18 protein-coding genes, 1 pseudogene and 1 riboswitch are annotated in these 19,699 nt (G+C 73.0%); of the genes and pseudogenes, 13 read left to right on the top strand and 6 right to left on the bottom strand.

All coding sequences use genetic code 11. The features are described 5' to 3' along the window. Positions 1–14 precede the first annotated feature (14 nt). Complete coding sequence (locus ACO073_RS01645) at positions 15–734, top strand: MgtC/SapB family protein (protein ID WP_421994608.1); 720 nt, start codon at positions 15–17, stop codon at positions 732–734. A gap of 19 nt (positions 735–753) precedes the next feature. Here the strand turns inward: ACO073_RS01645 and ACO073_RS01640 are convergent, their stop codons facing one another. After that, on the bottom strand, positions 754–1,686 hold the full coding sequence (locus ACO073_RS01640) for a histone deacetylase family protein (RefSeq protein WP_421994606.1): 933 nt from the start codon (positions 1,684–1,686) through the stop codon (positions 754–756). Between the two features lie 186 nt (positions 1,687–1,872). Between ACO073_RS01640 and ACO073_RS01635 the strand changes: the two genes are divergently transcribed. Together ACO073_RS01635 and ACO073_RS01630 are read left to right on the top strand one after the other, a co-directional pair. Continuing rightward, positions 1,873–2,232, top strand: coding sequence for a hypothetical protein (locus ACO073_RS01635; RefSeq protein WP_421994604.1), 360 nt, complete (start codon positions 1,873–1,875; stop codon positions 2,230–2,232). A gap of 14 nt (positions 2,233–2,246) precedes the next feature. After that, on the top strand, positions 2,247–3,761 hold the full coding sequence (locus tag ACO073_RS01630) for a protein adenylyltransferase SelO (RefSeq protein ID WP_421994602.1): 1,515 nt from the start codon (positions 2,247–2,249) through the stop codon (positions 3,759–3,761). On the opposite strand, the gene cobD is transcribed toward ACO073_RS01630, so the two are convergent. Continuing rightward, complete coding sequence (cobD, locus tag ACO073_RS01625) at positions 3,704–4,753, bottom strand: threonine-phosphate decarboxylase CobD (RefSeq protein ID WP_421994600.1); 1,050 nt, start codon at positions 4,751–4,753, stop codon at positions 3,704–3,706. The two genes, ACO073_RS01630 and cobD, sit on opposite strands and share 58 nt — an antisense overlap. On the opposite strand from cobD, the gene cbiB reads away from it, so the two are divergent. Next, positions 4,752–5,720: an adenosylcobinamide-phosphate synthase CbiB gene (gene cbiB, locus ACO073_RS01620; protein ID WP_421994598.1), complete on the top strand. Its 969-nt coding sequence runs from the start codon at positions 4,752–4,754 to the stop codon at positions 5,718–5,720. The two genes, cobD and cbiB, sit on opposite strands and share 2 nt — an antisense overlap. Positions 5,721–5,729: 9 nt before the next feature. Here the strand turns inward: cbiB and ACO073_RS01615 are convergent, their stop codons facing one another. The 3 genes from ACO073_RS01615 to cobO are packed head-to-tail and all read right to left on the bottom strand — an operon-like array spanning position 5,730 to position 8,617. Next, positions 5,730–6,524 carry a ZIP family metal transporter gene (locus ACO073_RS01615; protein WP_421994596.1) on the bottom strand — a complete coding sequence of 265 codons (795 nt, stop codon included), beginning with the start codon at positions 6,522–6,524 and terminating at the stop codon, positions 5,730–5,732. Then, complete coding sequence (locus tag ACO073_RS01610; RefSeq protein WP_421994594.1) at positions 6,525–8,012, bottom strand: cobyric acid synthase; 1,488 nt, start codon at positions 8,010–8,012, stop codon at positions 6,525–6,527. It abuts the gene before it with no gap. Continuing rightward, positions 8,012–8,617 carry a cob(I)yrinic acid a,c-diamide adenosyltransferase gene (cobO, locus tag ACO073_RS01605; RefSeq protein ID WP_421997370.1) on the bottom strand — a complete coding sequence of 202 codons (606 nt, stop codon included), beginning with the start codon at positions 8,615–8,617 and terminating at the stop codon, positions 8,012–8,014. The genes ACO073_RS01610 and cobO overlap by 1 nt, the downstream gene beginning before the upstream one ends. A gap of 78 nt (positions 8,618–8,695) precedes the next feature. After that, a riboswitch (cobalamin riboswitch) is annotated at positions 8,696–8,885 on the top strand. A 129-nt stretch (positions 8,886–9,014) separates the two neighbouring features. Between cobO and ACO073_RS01600 the strand changes: the two genes are divergently transcribed. The 8 genes and pseudogenes from ACO073_RS01600 to cobJ all read left to right on the top strand — a co-directional run bounded on the left by ACO073_RS01600 (position 9,015) and on the right by cobJ (position 17,717). Next, the gene (locus ACO073_RS01600; RefSeq protein WP_421994592.1) at positions 9,015–9,638 is read left to right on the top strand and encodes a HupE/UreJ family protein; all 624 of its coding nucleotides are present in this window, start codon (positions 9,015–9,017) and stop codon (positions 9,636–9,638) included. Position 9,639: 1 nt separating this feature from the next. Continuing rightward, positions 9,640–10,026: a DUF1636 family protein gene (locus ACO073_RS01595; protein ID WP_421994590.1), complete on the top strand. Its 387-nt coding sequence runs from the start codon at positions 9,640–9,642 to the stop codon at positions 10,024–10,026. Then, positions 10,026–11,057 carry a cobalamin biosynthesis protein CobW gene (gene cobW / locus ACO073_RS01590; RefSeq protein ID WP_421994588.1) on the top strand — a complete coding sequence of 344 codons (1,032 nt, stop codon included), beginning with the start codon at positions 10,026–10,028 and terminating at the stop codon, positions 11,055–11,057. The genes ACO073_RS01595 and cobW overlap by 1 nt, the downstream gene beginning before the upstream one ends. 3 nt (positions 11,058–11,060) lie before the next feature. Beyond that, positions 11,061–14,370: pseudogene (gene cobN / locus ACO073_RS01585) on the top strand (cobaltochelatase subunit CobN). Further along, positions 14,367–15,602: a precorrin-3B synthase gene (gene cobG, locus ACO073_RS01580; RefSeq protein ID WP_421994586.1), complete on the top strand. Its 1,236-nt coding sequence runs from the start codon at positions 14,367–14,369 to the stop codon at positions 15,600–15,602. Before cobN ends, cobG begins: the two are co-directional and overlap by 4 nt. Then, the gene (locus ACO073_RS01575; RefSeq protein ID WP_421994584.1) at positions 15,599–16,228 is read left to right on the top strand and encodes a precorrin-8X methylmutase; all 630 of its coding nucleotides are present in this window, start codon (positions 15,599–15,601) and stop codon (positions 16,226–16,228) included. Before cobG ends, ACO073_RS01575 begins: the two co-directional genes overlap by 4 nt. Next, complete coding sequence (locus ACO073_RS01570; protein WP_421994582.1) at positions 16,225–16,983, top strand: precorrin-2 C(20)-methyltransferase; 759 nt, start codon at positions 16,225–16,227, stop codon at positions 16,981–16,983. The genes ACO073_RS01575 and ACO073_RS01570 overlap by 4 nt, the downstream gene beginning before the upstream one ends. Continuing rightward, positions 16,980–17,717, top strand: coding sequence for a precorrin-3B C(17)-methyltransferase (cobJ, locus tag ACO073_RS01565; protein ID WP_421994580.1), 738 nt, complete (start codon positions 16,980–16,982; stop codon positions 17,715–17,717). The genes ACO073_RS01570 and cobJ overlap by 4 nt, the downstream gene beginning before the upstream one ends. Here cobJ and ACO073_RS01560 read toward each other — a convergent pair. Continuing rightward, positions 17,693–18,445 carry a cobalt-precorrin-6A reductase gene (locus tag ACO073_RS01560; protein ID WP_421994578.1) on the bottom strand — a complete coding sequence of 251 codons (753 nt, stop codon included), beginning with the start codon at positions 18,443–18,445 and terminating at the stop codon, positions 17,693–17,695. The genes cobJ and ACO073_RS01560 overlap by 25 nt on opposite strands. Positions 18,446–18,459: 14 nt before the next feature. Between ACO073_RS01560 and cbiE the strand changes: the two genes are divergently transcribed. Then, a complete protein-coding gene (gene cbiE, locus ACO073_RS01555) occupies positions 18,460–19,698 on the top strand; it encodes a precorrin-6y C5,15-methyltransferase (decarboxylating) subunit CbiE (protein WP_421994576.1) in 1,239 nt (412 codons plus the stop codon). Position 19,699 lies beyond the last annotated feature (1 nt).

The following is a 19,699-nucleotide window of genomic DNA, read 5'->3' as shown; positions in this document are numbered from 1 at the left end:
GACAAGACTCCGGAATGACGATCCCGACCGAATTCGCGTCCTTCGCCGACGCCGCCCTCCGCCTCCTCGTGGCCGTCCTGCTGGGAGCCGCCATCGGCATCGAGCGGCAATGGCATCAGAAGATGGCCGGCCTGCGCACCAACGCCCTCGTGGCGCTGGGCGCCAGCGGCTTCGTGATCCTGTCCTGGCTGGTCGACAAGGGCGATCCGACGCGCATCGCCGCCCAGGTCGTGACCGGCATCGGCTTCCTCGGCGCCGGCGTCATCCTGCGCGAGGGCGTGAACGTGCACGGCCTCAACACGGCGGCGACGCTGTGGTGCTCGGCGATGGTCGGCACCTTCGCCGGGGCGGGCTTCTTCGGCCCCAGCCTGATCGCCGCCGCCTTCGTGATCGCCACGAACCTCTTCCTGCGGCCGCTGGTACGGCGCATGAACACCAAGCTGCTGACGGCGACCGACGTGGAGACCTATTACGCCGTCGAGGTCCAGTGCCAGGCCACCGAGGAGGCGCGCATGCGCTCGGTGCTCCTGACGTCGCTCTCCCAGGCGGGTCTCGGCCTGCGCCGGCTGGACAGCGTCGACATCCCGGATACCGCCCGGGTGAAGGTGAGCGCCCAGGCCTTCGCGCCGCGGCGCAACGATACTGCGCTGGAGCAGGTCGTCGGACGGCTCAGCCTCGAGCCGCATGTGTCGGCGGCCACCTGGCAGATCGACCGCACGGTGCCGGAAGGGTAGGGCGAACCCGAGCGGGCGCTCAGCTCCGCATCAGGGTCTGGACGTGCGTGGCCACCGATTCGGCCAGCGCGTCGAGGTCGTAGCCGCCTTCCAGCACCGACACGACGCGACCCTTGGCGTGACGGTCGGCGATCGCCAGGAACTCCTCGGTCAGCCAGATGAAGTCCTCGGTCTCGACCTCCAACCCGGCCAGCGGATCGGCCGCATGGGCGTCGAAGCCGGCCGAGACGATCACCAGCTCGGGCCTGAAATCGTCGAGCGCCGGGAGGATACGCTGGCCCCAGGCGTCGCGGAAGCGGCTGCCGTCGGTGCCGGCCGCCAGCGGAACGTTGACGACGTTGCCCGCGATGCCGCGCTCGCGCGCCGAGCCGGTGCCGGGATAGAGCGGATACTGGTGGGTCGAGGCATAGAACAGGTTGGGATCGGGCTCGACCACGGCCTGCGTGCCCTGGCCATGGTGGACGTCGAAGTCGAGGATCGCCACCCGCTCGATGCCATGGGCCGCTTGGGCATGGCGCGCGGCGATGGCGACGTTGTTGAACAGGCAGAAGCCGCCCGGAACGGCCGGCGAGGCATGGTGGCCCGGCGGCCGCACGGCGGCGAAGGCCGTCCGCGCCTTGCCCGTCATCACGGCATCGACGGAAGCGACGGCGGCACCGGCGGCGCGGCGCACCGCCTCGGCGCTGCCGTGGCTCATCACCGTGTCGCCGTCGATCTGGACACGCTCACCTTCGGCCGGCCGCACGCCGAGGATCGCCTCGACATAGTCGGCCGGATGGACGCGCGTCAGCTGCTCCATCGAGGCCGACGGCGCCTCGCGCCGCTGCAGGCCGGCGAAGCCCGGATCGTCGAGCGCCGCCAGGACCGAGCGCAACCGGTCGGCCCGTTCCGGATGATGGGGGCCGGTATCGTGCTCGAGGAACGAGGGATGGCTGACCAGCAGCGTCGTCATGTACCGTTTCCGTCCCAATGTGGAAGGCGAAGGTCGTCCGGCGTCTTCGTCGCTGGGCCGGTTCGTCGCTTCCATTGTAGGCCGGATTGCCGGCCAGCCGATAGCCGCCGCGCTATGCGCCGGGCCGGCTTGAGCGCCTGCGCAAAAGCGACGATAAGGGCGAAACCGCCGCCGGAGACGTTGTGCATGCTGCGTAAGTCCCTCGCCGTCCTTCTGTCGTTCGCCGCCACCGAGGTGGCCGCCCAGGAGACGAGCTTCCTGCTGATCAACGGCACCGCCTATCCGATCAGCCAGCTCGCCGTGTCGCCGGTCGACCTCGGCTTCTGGACGCCGAACTTCCTGCGCCCGCCGCCGATCAAGGCCGGCGAGCGCCGGCAGGTTTCGTTCAAGGCCCCTGCGGATTACTGTCAGGCCGATCTGCGGGTCGAATTCGCCGACGGCGGCAACCCGGCGATCTGGGAAGACCTTAATATCTGTACGCTCAGCAAGATAAAGCTGCAGTACGACCGCATGAGCGGTGTCACCACGGCGAGCTACGACGAATAGGAAGCGAGGCGGCGATGGCGAACGAGACCGGACTGGCTGTCTCCTCGCGGCTCGCGCCCGCCGACGGCAAATCCGCATTTCCGTTCGACAACCGCTACGCGCGTCTGCCCGAGCGCTTCTATGCCCGGCTCGAGCCGACGCCGGTGGCCGCGCCGAGGCTGCTGCGGCTGAACGAGGCGCTGGCCTGCGAACTCGGCCTCGATCCCGCGCATCTCGCCACGCCGGAAGGCATCGCCGTGCTGGCCGGCAACCGGGTCGCCCCGGGGTCCGAGCCCATCGCGCTCGCCTATGCCGGGCACCAGTTCGGCAACTTCGTGCCCCAACTCGGCGACGGCCGCGCCATCCTGCTGGGTGAGGTGATCGATCGTGCCGGCCGGCGGCGCGACATCCAGCTCAAGGGCTCCGGCCCGACACCCTTCTCCCGTCGCGGCGATGGTCGGGCCGCCGTCGGACCGGTGCTGCGCGAGTACATCGTCAGCGAGGCTATGGCGGCGCTCGGCATCCCGACCACGCGCTCGCTCGCCGCCGTCGCCACGGGCGAGCCGGTGTTTCGCGAGACCGCGCTGCCCGGTGCGGTGCTGACGCGCGTGGCGTCGAGCCATGTCCGGGTCGGCACTTTCCAGTTCTTCGCCGCCCGTGGCGACGGCGAGGCGCTGCGCCTGCTCGCCGACCATGTCATCGACCGCCACTATCCCGAGGCACGCGAGCGGCCCGACCCGTACCGCGCCCTGTTCGAAGCCGTCATCGCCCGCCAGGCCGCGCTCGTCGCCCGCTGGATGCTGGTCGGCTTCATCCACGGCGTCATGAACACCGACAACTGCTCGGTCGCCGGCGAGACCATCGACTACGGGCCCTGCGCCTTCATGGACACCTACGATCCGCGCACCGTGTTCAGCTCGATCGACCAGGGCGGCCGCTACGCCTATGCCAATCAGCCGCGCATCTGCCACTGGAACCTGGCGCGGCTGGGGGAGACGCTGCTGCCGCTCCTGTCCGACGATGACGACAAGGCGCTGGCAATGGCCAACGACTCGCTCGCCTCCTTCCAGTCCCTCTATGGCGGCGCGCTGATCGCCGGCATGCGGCGCAAGCTCGGCCTGTTCACCGAGGAAGACGAGGACGCAGGCCTGGCACAGGGCTTCCTCGATGCCCTGGCGAAGGGGCAGGCGGACTTCACCCTGGCGTTCCGCGCCCTCGACCCGGACTCGGACGAGGCGGCGCGGCCGCTGTTCGGCGATGCCGCTTCCTACGATGCCTGGGTGGTCCGCTGGCGGGAGCGCCTGGCGCGCGAGCCGGAGCAGGCCGCAGGTCGCCGGGCCGCGATGCACGCCGCCAATCCCGCCTACATTCCGCGCAACCACCGGGTCGAGGCTGCGCTGGCGGCGGCGATCGAGCGCGACGACTACGCGCCGTTCGAGGAACTCGTCGAGGTCCTGTCCCGACCCTACGAGGCGCGCGAGGCCTTCGCCGCCTACGCCGATCCGCCGAGGCCCGAGGAGCGCGTCTCCCAGACCTTCTGCGGCACCTGAAGCGCCGCGGCGAGGCGGTCGAACGCCGGCGCGTCGCCGGGAATGCCGAAGCGTATCCAGTGCGGCCGATGCTCGAAGACGCGGACATGGATGCCGCATTGTCCCAGCCGGTCGGCCAGGGCTGCTGCATCCCGATGGCCCGCCAGCCTGAAGAGAGCGGTGCCGCCGACCACCGAGAAGCCGGCGGCCATCAGCACGGCGTCGAGCCGCGCTGCATCACCAGCCAGCCGCGTCGCCGTCGCGGCGAGCCACGCGCCGTCCTCGAGCGCCTGCCGTCCGATGGACAGCGCCGGTCCCGAGACTGACCAGGGGCCCAGTGCCTCGCGCAATCGGCCGGCGAGAGCCGGCGGCGCGATCGCAAAGCCGAGCCGGAGCCCGGCGAGTCCGTAGGTCTTGCCGAACGAGCGCAGGACGACGGCCTGCTCCGGCAGGCCGGCGGCGAGGCTCGCCTCAGGCGGATGAAGGTCGATGAAGGCCTCGTCGACGACCAGCAGGCCCGCCTGCAGGGCACGCAGCCGGTCGGGAGACAGCAGCCGCCCCGTCGGATTGTCGGGATTGACCACGACGGCGACGTCGGCGCCCGCGAGATCGGCTTCGTGTTCCACGATGCTCACCGCGTGGCCAACCTGCCGCCAGCAATGCGCGTGCTCGGCATAGGTATGTCCGAGGATCGCGACCCGCGACGGGGCGACGAGGCGCGGCAGGAGCTGGATCAGCGCCTGTGTGCCCGGCGCGGCGACGATTTCGGCCGGAGCGGCGCGGTAGCGCGTCGCCGCGGCGGCGGCGAGCGCCTGCTCGGCGTCGCGCGACGGCAGGCGCGTCCAGGCCTCGGCCGGCAGGTCGGGCACCGGCCAGGAACGGGGATTGATGCCGGTCGACAGGTCGATCCACGGCTCGGGCGCGGCGGGATGACGGCGGCGCGCCGCCTCCAGGTCGCCGCCATGGGCCAGCGGTTTGCCGGGTGCATCGCCTGTGATAGGCACGCGCAGCATGTTTGCCGACCTCGCCCTGGTTGCTGTCGTCATCGAGGCGATGGTCGGTTATCCCGATTCCGTCTACCGCCTGATCGGCCACCCCGTGACCTGGATCGGCCGGCTCATAACATGGTGCGACAGGGCGTGGAATTCGGAGACCGATTCCCCCGAGCGGCGGCGCCTGTTCGGGCTCGCCACGCTGCTGCTGCTTCTTGTCGTGTCCATCGCGTCCGGTCTCGTCATCGTCTGGCTGGTTGACCGGCTGCTGGGTCCCGTCGCCTCGCTCGCGGTCGGTGGCGTGCTCGCCAGCAGCCTGCTCGCCCAGCGCAGCCTCGACTCCCATGTGGCCGCGGTGGCGCGCGCGCTCGAGAGCGGCGGCGTCGCCGAGGGACGCGCGGCGGTGGCGCACATTGTCGGCCGCGATGTCCGCGCGCTCGACGAGCCCGGGATCTGCCGCGCCGCTATCGAGAGCCTGGCCGAGAACTTCTCCGACGGCGTCGTGGCGCCGCTCTTCTGGATGGTCGTGGCCGGCCTGCCCGGCGCGCTCGCCTACAAGGCGATCAACACCGCCGACAGCATGATCGGCCATCGCACCCCGCGCCACGAGGCCTTCGGCTGGGCCGCCGCGCGCCTCGACGATCTCGTGAACCTGCCGGCCTCGCGCCTGTCGGTCCTGTGGCTCGTGCTCGCCGCGGCGCTGCTCGGCCGCTCGCCGGCCGACGCGCTCGCCACGGTGCGGCGCGATGCCGGCCATCACCGCTCGCCCAATGCCGGCTGGCCCGAGGCGGCGATGGCGGGCGCGCTCGGCATCCGCCTGTCCGGCCCGCGCATCTACGGCGGCGTGCCGGTCGACGAACGCTGGGTGGGCGAGGGCCGTGCCGACCTGCGAGCGGCCGACATCCGCGCGGCGCTGCGCCTCTATCGTGCCGCCTGCCTCGTGCAGGCCGCGGTGCTTCTGGCGATCGTCGCCGTCCTCAATCCTTGAGTGGCGGGCTCAGCCCAGAAGCACGTCGAGGAACATCATCACCACCAGGCCGACCATCAGCCCCTCGGTCGCGAAGTTCTTGAGCCCGCTGCGGCGGTGCATCTCCGGAATGATCTCGTTGCTGATGACGAAGATCATCGCGCCGGCCGCGAAGGCGAGGCCCCACGGCAGGATCGGCTGTGCCACCGTGACGGCGGCAGCGCCGACCAGCCCGCCGACCGGCTCGACCAGCCCGGTCAGGGTGGCGACCCAGAGGGCCTGCAGGCGGCTGTAGTTGAGGGTGAGCAACGCCACGGCGACGGCCAGGCCTTCGGGGATGTTCTGCAGTCCGATGCCGATCGCCAGTGCCACGCCGTTGCCGACCTCGCCACCGCCGAAGCCGACGCCGACCGCCAGCCCCTCGGGAAAATTGTGCAGCGTGATGGCGACGACGAACAGCCAGATCCGCCGGATGCGCTCGCTGGACGGTCCCTCGCGGCCGCTCACGAAGTGCTCGTGCGGGGCGTAGCGGTGGACCAGCCACAGGCCCGCGGCGCCGAGCAGGATGCCGCAACCGACGATGCTGACGGCGCCCAGCTCGCTCGAGCCGCGCGCCTGCGCGGCGGCGAGTCCGGGCAGGATCAGCGAGAAGAACGAGGCTGCCAGCATGACGCCGGCGGCGAAGCCCAGCATCACCTCCTGGACCTGGTCGGACAGGCGTCGCACCGCGAAGATCGGCAGCGCGCCGAGCCCGGACGCCAGCCCGGCCAGCAGGCTGGCCGTGAAGCCCAGCAGGATCGTCGAACTGGCGAGACCGGCGAGCATCTATCGCGCCGGCTGACCGCACGGCTGCGGCGGGCGCGCCAGTTCGAGGATGCGGTCGCAATCGAGATGGCGTTCGAGATGGTCGGCCAGCCCGTCGAGCGTCGCCTCGACATCGGCCTCGTAGTCGTAGGAAGAGGCGCCGCCGCCCAGGCGCTCGAGCCAGTGGCGGCGCTGGCGGTCGTCGGCCAGCAGCCCGTGGACGTAGCAGCCGGCGACGCGGCCGTCGGCGCTCACCGCGCCGTCGGTCCTGCCGTCGCCGAACGAGAGCAGGGGGCTGAGCGCGCCGGTCGTGCGGCCGACATGCATCTCGTAGCCCCGGAACGGCACGCCGCCCGCGACCGTCTCGCCGGCGACCTCGACCAGCACCTTGTCGCCTTCCAGCACGGTCTCGACGTCGAACAGGCCGAGCCCCTCGACGGTCGACGGCGGGCCCTCGATGCCTTGCGGATCGGCGATGCGGCGGCCGAGCATCTGGTAGCCGCCGCAGATGCCCAGCACGTGGCCGCCGCGCCGCAGATGCGCCCGCAGATCGATGTCCCAGCCGAACCCGCGTAAGGCCGCGAGATCGGCGATCGTCGCCTTCGAGCCCGGCAGCACGACCAGCGCGGCATCGCCCGGGATCGGCCGGTCGGGTCCGACGAAGACGAGATCGACGCCGGGCTCCAGGCGCAGCGGATCGAAGTCGTCGAAGTTGGCGATGCGCGGATAGACCAGCACGGCGATGCGCAGCCGGCCGTCGGGGCGCGCGACGGTGCGGTCCTGCAGGACCACCGCATCCTCGGCCGGCAGGCGGTGGGCGTCGGCGAAGAACGGCACCAGCCCCAGCGACGGCCAGCCGGTGCGCCGGGCGATGAAGTCCATGCCGTCGTCGAACAGCGTGGGATCGCCGCGGAAGCGGTTGACGATGAAGCCGGCGATCGTCGCGGCGTCCGCGGGATCGATCACGTCCCGGGTGCCGACCAGGCTCGCGATCACGCCGCCGCGGTCGATGTCGCCCACCAGCACGACCGGCACGCCGGCGGCGCGGGCGAAGCCCATGTTGGCGATGTCGTTGGCGCGCAGGTTGACCTCGGCCGGCGAGCCGGCGCCCTCGACCAGCACCAGGTCGCAGTCCGCCGCCAGCCGCGCGAAACTGTCGAGCACGGCGGCGAGCAGCGACGGCTTGAGCTGCTGGTAGGCGCGCGCCCTGGCATTGCCCACGACCTTGCCCTGCACCACGACCTGGGCGCCGACGTCGCTCTGGGGCTTCAGCAGCACCGGGTTCATGTGGACGCTGGGGGTGACGCGCGCGGCCCGCGCCTGCAGCGCCTGGGCCCGGCCGATCTCGCCGCCGTCGGCCGTCACTGCGGCGTTGTTCGACATGTTCTGCGGCTTGAACGGAAGCACGCGCAGCCCGCGGCGCGTGAAGACGCGGGCCAGTCCCGCGACCAGCATCGACTTGCCGACGTCCGACCCCGTGCCCTGGACCATGATGGCGCGGGCGGTCATCAGAATTCGATGCCCTCCTGCGCCTTCACGCCGGCGGCGAAATGGTGCTTCACCAGCGTCATCTCGGTCACGAGATCGGCGGCCTCGATCAGCTCTTGCTTGGCGTTGCGGCCGGTGACGACGACATGCAGGTCGGGCCGGCGTGCGCTCAGCGTCGCCACGACCTCGGCGATGTCGAGATGGTCGTAGCGCAGCGCGATGTTGAGCTCGTCGAGCACGACCATGCGGATCGCGGGATCGTCCATCAGCTCGCGGGCCTTGGCCCAGGCGCGCTGCGCGGCGGCGACGTCTCGGCCGCGATCCTGCGTCTCCCAGGTGAAGCCCTCGCCCAGCGTGTACCATTGCAGCTGCGCGCCCAGGCGCTCCAGTGCCGTGCGCTCGCCGGTCTGCCAGGCGCCCTTGCCGAACTGCACGACGCCGCAGGCGAGGCCTCGGCCCAGGGCGCGCAGCAACAGACCCCAGGCGGCCGTCGACTTGCCCTTTCCCTTGCCGGTATGGACGATCAGAAGGCCCTTCTCGACGGTCTTTTCCGCGACCTCGGCATCCTGCGCCGCCTTGCGGTTGGCCATCTTGGCGCGGTGGCGGGCGGCTTCGTCGGTTTCCATGGACATGGCGGCACAATGGTCGGCCCGGCGGATCGCTTCAAGGCGGCTGGAATCCCGTTGACGGCCCTTCGCCGGCGAACGTATCAAACGGATGACGGTGCCCCTCCGGGGGAAAAGGGAACGCGGTGACGGCCTCAGGGCCAATTCCGCGGCTGCCCCCGCAACTGTAGTCGGGAAGCCGACGGCCGAGAGACCACTGGGAAACCGGGAAGGTGGCCGAAAGCGAGGACCCGAGAGCCAGGAAACCTGCCGTCGTCGCCGCATCCGAGCCCTCGCGCGGGGAAGAGCGAGGTCGAGGTAGTCCTGTCGTCCGGCCGCCGCCGGACGGAGGCGCTCCGTCGGAGACGGCATCCATTCGGGTCGCTCGATCGGCGATCCGCAACGACGGAGGGAAGCGATGGTGTCTTCGACTCGCAGGCTCGGCGCGCTGGCGCTGACGTTGATCGTGGCAGCACCGCCGGCCTGGGCCCATCACGTGATGGGCGGAGAGATGCCCGAGACATTCCTGCAAGGACTCCTGTCGGGCTTTGGCCATCCGGTGATCGGCATCGACCATCTCGCTGCCATCGTCGGCGTGGGTATCCTGGCAGCGCTGAGCGGTCGCAGCGCCGCCATGGTGCTGGCCTTCAGCGTCGCCATCATCGCCGGCGTCGGCCTGCATCTGCAGGGGGTCGACCTGCCGGCCGGTGAACTGTTCGTCGGTCTCACGACCCTGGTCCTCGGTGGGCTGGTGATCCTGCGGCCGTCCATGCCGGCCGGCGCCGCCGCCCTGCTGTTCGCTGTCGCGGGACTTGTCCACGGCTACGCCCTTGGAGAATCGATCGTCGGCGCCGAATCCGCGCCGCTGTTCGCCTACCTGTTGGGCCTGCTGATCGTTCAGACCGCGATTGGCGTCGCGGTCTATGGCGCCACGCGCGCCATGACCGGCTGGCCGGCGCGCGTGAGCGGCCTGACCGCGGCCGGTGCGGCGGTGGCGCTGGCAGGCGGCATCGCGACGGCGCAGGCAGCAGGCATCGTCTGACGTGACGGCCTCGACGCTTTACGTCTGCATCAGCTGCCGTGGCACGCCGCCCGGGCCCCCCGACGCGGCACGTCCCGGCGCTCGCCTGCTGGCCGCGGTCGAGCGGCTGGCCGCCGAGCAGCCTCAGGACATGCAGCTCTCGATCGTTCCTGTCGAATGCCTTTCCAATTGCCAGCGCGGCTGCAGCGCGGCGATCGCCGCACCGGGCAAATGGACCTACGTCATCGGCGATCTCGACCCCGATCGGCATGCCGGCGATATCGTTGCCTTCGCACGCCTGCACCAGGGACACCAGGACGGGCTGCCCGTATGGCGCGAGCGGCCCGCCCATGTCCGCAAGAGCACGATCGCGCGCGTACCCCCAATGTTGAACCACTCGGAGCGATGATGAACGCCCTGTCCAAAGTTCCCTGCACGATCGTCACCGGCTTCCTCGGCGCCGGCAAGACGACGCTGGTACGCCACGTGCTGGAGAATGCCGACGGCCGGCGGCTCGCCGTCATCGTCAACGAGTTCGGCGACGTCGGCATCGACGGCGAGATCCTGAGAGGCTGCGGCGTCGAGAGCTGCCCCGAGGACAGCATCGTCGAGCTGGCCAACGGCTGCCTCTGCTGCACCGTCGCCGACGATTTCGTGCCGGCGCTGAAGGGGCTGCTCGACCGGCCCTCGCCGCCCGAGCATATCGTGATCGAAACGTCGGGCCTCGCGCTGCCCAAGCCGCTGGTCAAGGCGTTCAACTGGCCGGAGATCGCCTCGCGCGTCACCGTCGACGGCGTCGTCGCGGTGGTCGACGGCGCGGCGGTCGCGGCCGGCCGCTTCGCCGACGATCCCGAGGCGCTGGCCCGCCAGCGCGCCGAGGATGCCTCGCTCGATCACGACAATCCGCTCGAGGAGGTCTTCGAGGACCAGCTCCTCTGCGCCGACCTGGTGATCCTGAACAAGGCCGATCTGCTGTCGGCCGACCAGCGCGAGAGCGTCGCGGCGGAGATCGGCCGCACGCTGCCGCGCGCCGTCAAGGTGGTCGAGACCGAGAACGGCCGGGTGCCGGTCCGCGTCCTGCTGGGCCTCGGCGCCGAGGCCGAGAGCGACCTCGACCGCCGGCCTTCGCACCACGATCTCGAGGGCGAGCACGATCACGAGGATTTCGACACTTTCATCCTCGACCTGCCGACCTTCAGTTCACCGCAGCAGGTCGTCGACCGGCTGGTGCGTGCCGCCGAGGCGCACGACATCCTGCGCATGAAAGGCTTCGTCGACATCGCCGGCAAGGCGATGCGGCTCCTGGTGCAGGGCGTCGGCGCCCGCATCCAGCACCAGTACGACCGCAAGTGGCCGGCCGACGCGCGCCGCGGCCGCCTGGTGGTGATCGCCGAGAAGGGCTTCGACCGCGACGCGATCTCGGAGCTGATCCGGGGATAGCGCATGCATGTCCTGGCGACTGAGCTCGCGACGCTGGAGGAGGCCGACGCCGCCGTCGACCTCGGCCAGACGCCCGCCGAGATCGTCGTCCTGTCCTTCTCCGACAGCGACCTGACGGCGCTGGCGGCGGCGTGGCGCGAAGAGGCCGACATCCTGCCGACCCTGCGGCTGGCCAGCCTGAAGCGGCTGCGCCATCCGATGTCGGTCGACCTCTATGTCGAGACCGTCGCGTCGAAGGCGCGCCTCGTGATCGTGCGCTGCCTGGGTGGCCTCGACTACTGGCGCTACGGGCTGGAGAGCCTGGCCGACCTCGCGCGCGACAGGGGCGTGCTGCTGGCCGCCCTTCCCGGCGATGAGCGCGACGACCCGCGGCTCGCGTCGCTGTCGACCGTGCCCGCCGACGCACTGGGCGCCCTCGACCGCTACTTCCGCGAGGGCAGCGCAGCCAACCTCAGCCAGGCGCTGCGGCTTGCCGCGGGCCTGCTCGGCCGTCCGCTCGCGGCGTCACCGCCGCAGCCGGTCGGCCCGCTCTCGGTGCTGGGCACCGCCGATGACGGACGCCCGGTCGCGCTGATCGTCTTCTATCGCGCCAGCCTGCTCGCCGCCGACATCGAGCCGGTGACGGCGCTCAGCGCCGCCCTCGACCGGCGCGGCCTGGCGTCGGTCGCCGTGGCGGTCAGCAGCCTCAAGGACCCGCTGGTCCGGCCCGGCCTGTCGGCCCTGATCGCCCGCCATCGGCCGGCGGTCATCCTCAACACCACCGCATTCTCGGCGCGCGGCGACGACGAGGCGACCGTGCTCGACGCGGCCGACGCGCCCGTCCTGCAGGTGGTCCTGTCGGGCAGCGCGCGCGTCGCATGGGAAGGCTCGCCGCGCGGCCTGTCGCCGGCCGACCTCGCAATGAACGTCGTGCTGCCCGAACTCGACGGGCGGCTGCTGACGCGCGCGGTGTCGTTCAAGGCCGAGGCCGATGTCGACCCGCGCCTCGAGTTCGCGGCGCCGCATCATGCGGCCGTCCCCGATCGCATCGACTACGTGGCGCGGCTCGCCGCCGCCTGGGCGCAGCTTCGCGCCACGCCGCGCGCCCGCCGCCGCCTCGCCCTCGTGCTGTCGGACTATCCGGCGCGCGGCGGCCGCACCGGCTACGCCGTCGGGCTCGACACGGCGGCCAGCGTCGTGGAGATCCTGAGCCTGCTGCGCGCCGAGGGCTACGACACCGGCGCGCGCGACTGGCAGGTCACGGACATCGAGCGGCTGCTCGCGGGCCGCGGCGATCGCGTCGAGATCGCGCGCAGCCGCTACGACACCTGGCGCGGGGCGCTGCCGCCGAACCTGCGGGACGCGCTCGCCGCCGCCTGGGGCGAGCCGCCGCCGGTCCTCGAGCTGCCGCTGCTGCGCTGTGGCAAGGTGCTGGTCCTGCTGCAGCCCGATCGCGGCGCGGGCGGCGATCGCAAGGCCGGCTATCACGACACGAACCAGCCGCCGTCGCACGCCTATGTCGCCGCCTATGCCTGGCTGCGCGAGCAGGCCGGGATCGACGCTCTGATCCATCTCGGCACGCACGGCACGCTGGAATGGCTGCCCGGCAAGGCGCTGGCCCTGTCGCGCGACTGCTGGCCCGAGGCCGTGCTCGGCCCGCTGCCGGTCGTCTATCCCTTCATCGTCAACAATCCCGGCGAGGCCGTGCAGGCCAAGCGCCGGCTCGCCGCGGTCACGATCGGCCATCTCACGCCGCCGCTCGGCGCCGCCGGGCTGCACGGCCCGCTCGCGGAGCTGGAGGGCGTCATCGAGGAATATGCCACGGCCGACGGGCTCGACCGTCGCCGGCTCTCCTTCCTCGAGCAGGAGATCGTCGATCGCGCCTGGCGCAGCGGCCTCGCCCACGATTGCGGCCTGGCGAAGGACGAGCCCAATCGCCAGGCCATCGCCAAGCTCGACGCGCAGCTCTGCGACATCAAGGAACTGGCGATCCGCGACGGGCTGCACGTCTTCGGCCGCGCGCCCGAAGACGCGGCGCTGCGAGCACTGGCCGAGGCGACCGGCGCCGAGGCGGCGGTGCGCGACAGTGCGGTGCGCGAGCGCGCGGCCCTGCTCGCCGCGCTCGACGGGCGGCGCGTGGCGCCGGGACCGGCCGGAGCGCCGACGCGCGGCCGCGCCGACGTCCTGCCGACCGGCCGCAACCTCACCTCGATCGATCCGCGCGCCATCCCGACACGGACGGCCGCGTCGATCGGCGCGCGGGCCGGCGGCGAGGTCGTGCGCCGCTACCTGCAGGACCATGGCGAGCCGCCGCGCGCGCTGGTGCTCGACCTCTGGGCCTCGGCGTCGCTGCGCACCGGGCGGCGACGATCTCGCCCAGGCTTTGTGGTATCTCGGCGCGACGCCCGTGTGGGACAGGACGTCGAGTCGCGTCACCGGCGTCGAGATCCTGCCCCTGGCCGCGCTCGACCGGGCGCGCATCGACGTCACCCTGCGAATCTCGGGCCTGTTCCGCGACATCTTCGAGGCGCAGATCGCCCTGTTCGACCTCGCGGTGCGCCGCGTCGCGGCGCTCGACGAGCCGGCCGAGGACAATCCGCTGGCCGCCGCACGCCGCGCCGGCCACGACCTCGCGCGCGTGTTCGGCGGGGCGCCGGGCAGCTACGGCGCGCGCGCCGGCGACGTGGCGCTCGATGGCGCCTGGCGCGACCAAGCCGAGCTCGGCGCGCACTATCTCGCCGCCGTCACCCATGCCTATGGCGGCGCCGAGCCGGTGCGGCCGGCGGCCGAAGGCTTCCGCGACCGGGTCGGCGAGGCCGATGTGCTGGTCCATCCCCAGGACGACCGCGAGCGCGATCTGCTCGACGGCGACGGCGTCGCCGACTTCGCCGGCGGCTTCGCCGCGGCGGCGGCGCTGCTCGGCCGCGCGCCGGAGCTCTACCATCTCGACACGAGCCGCACGGACTCGCCGCGGGCGCGGCGGCTCGCCGAGGAGATCGCCCGCGTCGTGCGTGGCCGGCTGACCAACTCGCGCTGGCTCGCCGCCATGCTCGGCCACGGCCATCGCGGCGTCGCCGAGATCGCCCAGTCGGTCGACGCGCTTTACGCCTTCGCCGCGACGGCGCACGTCGTGCCCGACGCGCTGTTCGACGCCACCCACGCCGCCCTGATCGCCGACGAGCGGGTGCGCAGCGCCATGGTCGCGAGCAACGCCGCGGCCGCCGCCGCGATCGCCGCGCGGCTGCAGGACGCGCTGGCCCGCGGCCTGTGGCAGCCGCAGCGCAATGCCGTCGATCAGGAACTGCAGCGCGTCCTGCGCGGGAAGGCCCGATGAGCGCCGCCATCGCCGCCAAGGGCTGGTGCCCCGGCATCCTGCGCCCGATGCCGAGCGGCGACGGGTTGCTGGTGCGCGTGCGGCCACGCGGCGGCGGCTTCGCTCCGGCGAAGGCGCGGGCCCTGGCCGGACTCGCCGAACGGTGGGGCAGCGGCCATATCGACCTGACGCGGCGCGCCAACGTGCAACTGCGCGGCGTTTCCGACGTCGGGCTCGCGGCTCTGCAGGACGGGCTGGCCGATCTCGGCCTGCTCGACCGCGACGCCGAGACCGAGGCGGTGCGCAACGTCATGGTGGCGCCGCTGGCCGGCGAGGCGATGCGGACCCTCGCGACCGCGCTCGAGACCGCCCTGACGACCGACCGGCGGCTCGCGTCGCTGCCGGCCAAGTTCGGCCTGCTGGTCGACGGCGGGCCTCTGAAGATTGCGGGCGAGCGGGCCGACGTCGCGCTCGCCGCCCTAGACGATGGCGTGGCGCTCGGCCTCGACGCGGCGCGCGGCACGCTGTGGCTCGGCACGGTCCCGCGTGAGCGGGCGGCCGCGGCGGCGATCGCCGCGCTGCACGCCTTCCTCGATCTCGGCCAGCGTTGCCGCGTGCGCGATCTCGCCCCGGCCGCCTTCACGCGCCTGTGCGCCGCCGTGGCGCCGGCGCTGGGGCCGCTGGCGCGGATCCCATCCGCTGGCGGTCGTCGTCTCGGCCCGATCGCCGGTGTCGGTGCCGATGCCGGTGCCGTCGGCATCGCCGCGCCGTTCGGCCGGATGGAGTCCGAGCAGCTTCGACGGTTGGCGCTGCTGGCCGGCGAGGCGGGGGCCGCGGAGCTGCGCCTCTCGCCGTGGCGGACCTTCTATGTGCGAACGGCCGACGATCCCGCCGCCTGCCGGCTGGCCGGCGCGGCGGCCACGATGGGCCTCATCGTCGACGAGGCCGACGGGCTGCTGCGCGTCGAGGCCTGTCCCGGCGCGCCGGCCTGCACGTCCAGCAGCGTCGACACGCGGCGCGACGCGCGATGGCTCGCGGCGCTGGCCGCCCGGCACGCCTATCGCGGCACCGTCCATGTCTCGGGCTGCGCCAAGGGCTGCGCCCGCTCGGCGCCGTCGGACCTGGTGCTCGTGGGGCAGGGCGGCGCCTACGGCGTGCTGCACGACGCCACCGCGCGCGGAAACGTCGAGCGCACGGTCGGCCCCGCCGACTTTGTGGGCCTGTTCGCGTCCGCGCTGGCGGAGCGACCATGAGCGGCTACGACTACATCCGCGACGGCGCCGCGATCTATCGCCGCTCGTTCGCCACCATCCGCGCCGAGGCCGACCTCGCGCGCTTCTCGCCGGCCGAGGAGCGTGTCGCCGTGCGCATCATCCACGCCTGCGGCATGACCGAGATCGCCCGCGACATCGTCCTGTCGCCCGACTTCGCCGCGGCCGGCCGCGCCGCGCTGCTGGCCGGCGCGCCCATCCTGTGCGATTCGCGGATGGTGGCCAACGGCATCACCCGCAACCGTCTGCCGGCCGGCAACGAGGTCGTCTGCACGCTCGACGATCCTGCCGTGCCCGAGCTGGCGCGGCGCATCGGCAACACGCGCTCGGCCGCCGCTCTCGACCTGTGGCGCGACCGGCTGGGCGGCGCGCTGGTGGCGATCGGCAACGCGCCGACCGCGCTGTTCCACCTGCTCGAGCTGCTCGACGACGGCGCGCCTGCACCGGCGGCGGTGATCGGCCTTCCCGTCGGCTTCGTCGGCGCCGTGGAATCCAAGGAGGCGCTGGCGGCGCGCGCCGGCCTGCCGTTCCTGGTCGTGCGCGGCCGCAAGGGCGGCAGCGCCATGGCGGTGGCCGCGGTCAATGCGCTGGCGAGCGAGCAGGAATGAGCGACCTCGACACGCTGGCCGGCGGCGCCGCGGCGGGCACGCTCTACGGGATCGGCGTCGGGCCGGGCGACGTGCGCTACCTGACGCTGCGGGCCGCCGGCCTGGTGCGGGCGGTCGACGTGCTGGCCTATGTCGCCAAAGCCGGGGCGCCGGGCAATGCGCGCCGCATCGTGGCGCCGCTGGTCGCGCCGGGCCGCGACGAGCGCCGCTTCGAGTATCCGGTGACCGACGAGGTGCCGGCCGACAGCGCCGACTACCAGCAGCAGATCGCGTCCTTCTACCGCGACATGGCGGCGGCGCTCGCGGACCTGCTGCGCGGCGGCCGTTCGGTCGGCCTGCTGGCCGAGGGCGATCCGTTCTTCTACGGCTCCTTCATGCACATGTGGCGGCGGCTGGCGACGGACTTCCCGGTCGAGGTCGTGCCCGGCGTGACCGGCATGTCGGGCTGCTGGACGCGCGCCAACCTGCCCATCACCTGGGGCAACGACACGCTCGCCGTGCTGCCCGGCACGCTGCCGGAAACGGCGCTGGTCGAGCGCCTGCGCCTGACCGACGCGGCCGTCATCATGAAGGTGGGACGCAACCTCGCGAAGGTGCGCCGCGCGGTCGAGGCGGCCGGGCTGCTGTCGCGCGCCATCTATGTCGAGCGCGGCACCATGCAGGACGAGCGCATCCTCCCGCTCGCCGACTGCGCCGCCGCCGACGGCCCGTACTTCGCCATGGTGCTGATCGCCGGCGAGGGACGGCGGCTGTGACGGGCTCGCTGGTGGTGATCGGCACCGGGCCGGGCCGGGCGGAGCTGATGACGCCCGCGACGGCGGCGGCGATCGCGCGCGCCACCGACCTGGTGGGCTACGGTCCCTATCTCGCGCGCGTGCCATCGCAACCCGGCCAGTGCCGCCACGCCTCGGACAATCGCGTCGAGCTCGACCGGGCGCGCCATGCGCTGTCGCTGGCGGCGGCGGGACGGCAGGTCGTCGTCGTGTCGGGCGGCGATCCCGGCGTCTTCGCCATGGCCGCCGCCGTGTTCGAGGCGGTCGAGGACGGCGAGCCCGCCTGGCAGGATCTCGACATCCGCGTCGAGCCCGGCGTCACCGCCATGCTGGCGGCGGCGGCCGAGGTCGGCGCGCCGCTCGGCGGCGACTTCTGCGCCATCTCGCTGTCGGACAATCTCAAGGCCTGGTCGACCGTCGAGCGCCGCCTCGCGGCCGCCGCCGAGGCCGACTTCGTGATCGCTCTCTACAATCCCGCCTCGCGGGCGCGGCCGCACCAGCTCGGCCGGGCCTTCGAGCGGCTGCGCGTGGTCAAGGCCGCCGCCACGCCGGTCCTGTTCGTGCGCGCCGCCGGCACGCCCGAGGTGACGGTGCTGGCCACGACCCTGGCCGAGGCCGATCCCGCGCGCGCCGACATGCGCACCCTGGTGATCGTCGGCGCCAGCAGGACGCGACGGATCGGCCGCTGGGTCTACACGCCGCGAAGCGAGCGCTGATGGTCGAGCCACGCCAGCGCCGCCTCGGGACTCGCCACGACGTGGCCGACCGGCTTGTCGGGCCGGGCGATCATCACGACCGGCAGGCCAAGCGCGCGCGTCGCCGCGATCTTGGCGTAGGTGGCGCTGCCGCCGGCATTCTTGGACACGACGACGTCGATCGCCTGCTCGCGCAGCAGCCGCTCCTCGGCGGCGCGGTCGAACGGGCCGCGCTGGCGCAGCAGCACGAGGTCGGGGGGCAGGCCGTCCTGGTCCGGCGTCTCGATCAGCCGCGCGACGTAGCGATGCTGCGGCGCGGCGGCGAAGACATGCAGCTCCTGGCGGCCGACGGTGACGAACACGCGGCGCGGCGGGTCGCCGAGCGCCGCGGCAGCGGCCGCCGTCGACGGCACCTCCTGCCAGAGATCGCCGGGCTGCCGCTCCCAGGCGGGCCGGCGCAGCGAGGCCAGCGGTACGCCGGCTTCGGCGCAGGCCGCGACGGCGTTCACCGACATGCGGGCGGCGTAGGGATGCGTCGCGTCGACGACCGCCTCGATCCGCTCGCGGTCGAGATGCTCGACCAGCCCCGCGACGCCGCCGAATCCGCCGCTGCGAACCGGCACGGGTTGCGGCAGCGGCCGCGCCGTGCGCCCGGCGAGCGACAGCGTCGCCTCGTGGCGCGCATCGGCCGCCAGCAGGCGGGCGAGGGCGGAGGCTTCGGTCGTGCCGCCGAGAATCAGAACGCGCATGTCGGGAGCGGGCGATGAAGGACGGGGCAAGCTGCCCGGCCCCGCCTTGGCTGTCCATCGTCGGCATCGGCGAGGACGGGATCGACGGGCTCGCGCCGGTGGCGCGCCGGCTGGTCGAGGCGGCCGAGCTGGTGGTCGGCGGCGCCCGCCATCTCGCGTTGGCCGACCCGCTGGTCCGCGGCCGCCGGCTCGCCTGGCCCAGCCCGATCGCCGACGCCCTGCCTGAGATCCTGGCGCAGCGCGGCCGCCCCGTGGTCGTGCTGGCGAGCGGCGATCCCTTCCACTACGGCGTTGGCGGCCTGCTCTCGCGTGCCGTTCCCGCTGACGAGACGCTCTGCATTCCCGCGCCCTCGGCCTTCTCGCTGGCGGCGGCGCGGCTCGGCTGGCCGTTGCAGGACACTACCCTGGTCAGCCTGCACGGGCGCGCGCTGGACGGCATCGTGCGCCATCTCCATCCCGGCGCGCGCATCCTCGCTCTGTCGTGGGACGGCGGGACGCCGGCCGCGCTCGCCCGGCTGCTGGTCGAGCGCGGTCTCGGCGCCACGGCGCTCACCGTGCTCGAGGCGATGGGCGGGCCGAACGAGCGACGGCGGCGCGCGACGGCCGAGGGCTTCGACCTGAACGACGTGGCGCCGCTCAACACGATCGCCCTCGAGGTCGCGGCCGCGGCGGGCGGGCTGGTCGTGCCGCTGGCGCCCGGTCTCGACGACGGGCTGTTCGAGAACGACGGCCAGCTCACCAAGCGCGAGGTGCGCGCCGTGACGATCGCCGCGCTGGCGCCGTGCCCCGGCGAGCTCCTGTGGGACGTCGGCCTGGGGGCGGGTTCGGTCGCCATCGAGTGGCTGCTGCGCCATCGCTCGCTCGCCGCCATCGGCATCGAGGCCGAGCCGGCGCGCGCCGCCCGCGCCGCCCACAATGCCGCGCGGCTGGGCGCCACTGACCTGCGCATCGTCGAGGGCAAGGCGCCGGATGCCTTCGCCGGCCTGCCGCCGCCCGACGCCGTGTTCCTGGGCGGCGGCCTCTCCAACCCCGGTCTGCTCGACGCGGCCTGGTCGGCGCTGAAGCCCGGCGGCCGGCTGGTCGCCAACGCCGTGTCGCTGCAGTCGGAGGCGCGGCTGATCGAAGCCTTCCAGCGCCACGGCGGCGATCTGGTGCGGCTCGACGTCTCCAAGGCGGGCAAGGCCGGCGCGGGCCGCGTCTTCGTCTGGCGTGCCGCGGCGCCGATCGTGCAGTGGCGCGCGAGGAAGCCGTGAT

Source organism: Reyranella sp. (assembly GCF_965229815.1).
In the GTDB taxonomy this organism is placed as follows: domain Bacteria; phylum Pseudomonadota; class Alphaproteobacteria; order Reyranellales; family Reyranellaceae; genus Reyranella.
The sequence above is the reverse complement of the archived record's forward strand: the minus strand, read 5'-3'. Positions and strand labels throughout refer to the sequence as shown.

What these genes read in the sequence shown, in the direction of transcription:
- ACO073_RS01570 (WP_421994582.1), top strand. Translation starts at nt 16,225, where the DNA reads ATGAGCGACCTCGACACGCTGGCCGGCGGCGCCGCGGCGGGCACGCTC.
- cobO (WP_421997370.1), bottom strand. Translation starts at nt 8,617, where the DNA reads ATGGAAACCGACGAAGCCGCCCGCCACCGCGCCAAGATGGCCAACCGC.
- ACO073_RS01600 (WP_421994592.1), top strand. Translation starts at nt 9,015, where the DNA reads ATGGTGTCTTCGACTCGCAGGCTCGGCGCGCTGGCGCTGACGTTGATC.
- cbiE (WP_421994576.1), top strand. Translation starts at nt 18,460, where the DNA reads ATGAAGGACGGGGCAAGCTGCCCGGCCCCGCCTTGGCTGTCCATCGTC.
- ACO073_RS01630 (WP_421994602.1), top strand. Translation starts at nt 2,247, where the DNA reads ATGGCGAACGAGACCGGACTGGCTGTCTCCTCGCGGCTCGCGCCCGCC.
- cbiB (WP_421994598.1), top strand. Translation starts at nt 4,752, where the DNA reads ATGTTTGCCGACCTCGCCCTGGTTGCTGTCGTCATCGAGGCGATGGTC.
- ACO073_RS01560 (WP_421994578.1), bottom strand. Translation starts at nt 18,445, where the DNA reads ATGCGCGTTCTGATTCTCGGCGGCACGACCGAAGCCTCCGCCCTCGCC.
- ACO073_RS01615 (WP_421994596.1), bottom strand. Translation starts at nt 6,524, where the DNA reads ATGCTCGCCGGTCTCGCCAGTTCGACGATCCTGCTGGGCTTCACGGCC.
- cobW (WP_421994588.1), top strand. Translation starts at nt 10,026, where the DNA reads ATGAACGCCCTGTCCAAAGTTCCCTGCACGATCGTCACCGGCTTCCTC.
- ACO073_RS01610 (WP_421994594.1), bottom strand. Translation starts at nt 8,012, where the DNA reads ATGACCGCCCGCGCCATCATGGTCCAGGGCACGGGGTCGGACGTCGGC.
- cobD (WP_421994600.1), bottom strand. Translation starts at nt 4,753, where the DNA reads ATGCTGCGCGTGCCTATCACAGGCGATGCACCCGGCAAACCGCTGGCC.
- ACO073_RS01575 (WP_421994584.1), top strand. Translation starts at nt 15,599, where the DNA reads ATGAGCGGCTACGACTACATCCGCGACGGCGCCGCGATCTATCGCCGC.
- ACO073_RS01635 (WP_421994604.1), top strand. Translation starts at nt 1,873, where the DNA reads ATGCTGCGTAAGTCCCTCGCCGTCCTTCTGTCGTTCGCCGCCACCGAG.
- cobG (WP_421994586.1), top strand. Translation starts at nt 14,367, where the DNA reads ATGAGCGCCGCCATCGCCGCCAAGGGCTGGTGCCCCGGCATCCTGCGC.
- ACO073_RS01640 (WP_421994606.1), bottom strand. Translation starts at nt 1,686, where the DNA reads ATGACGACGCTGCTGGTCAGCCATCCCTCGTTCCTCGAGCACGATACC.
- ACO073_RS01645 (WP_421994608.1), top strand. Translation starts at nt 15, where the DNA reads ATGACGATCCCGACCGAATTCGCGTCCTTCGCCGACGCCGCCCTCCGC.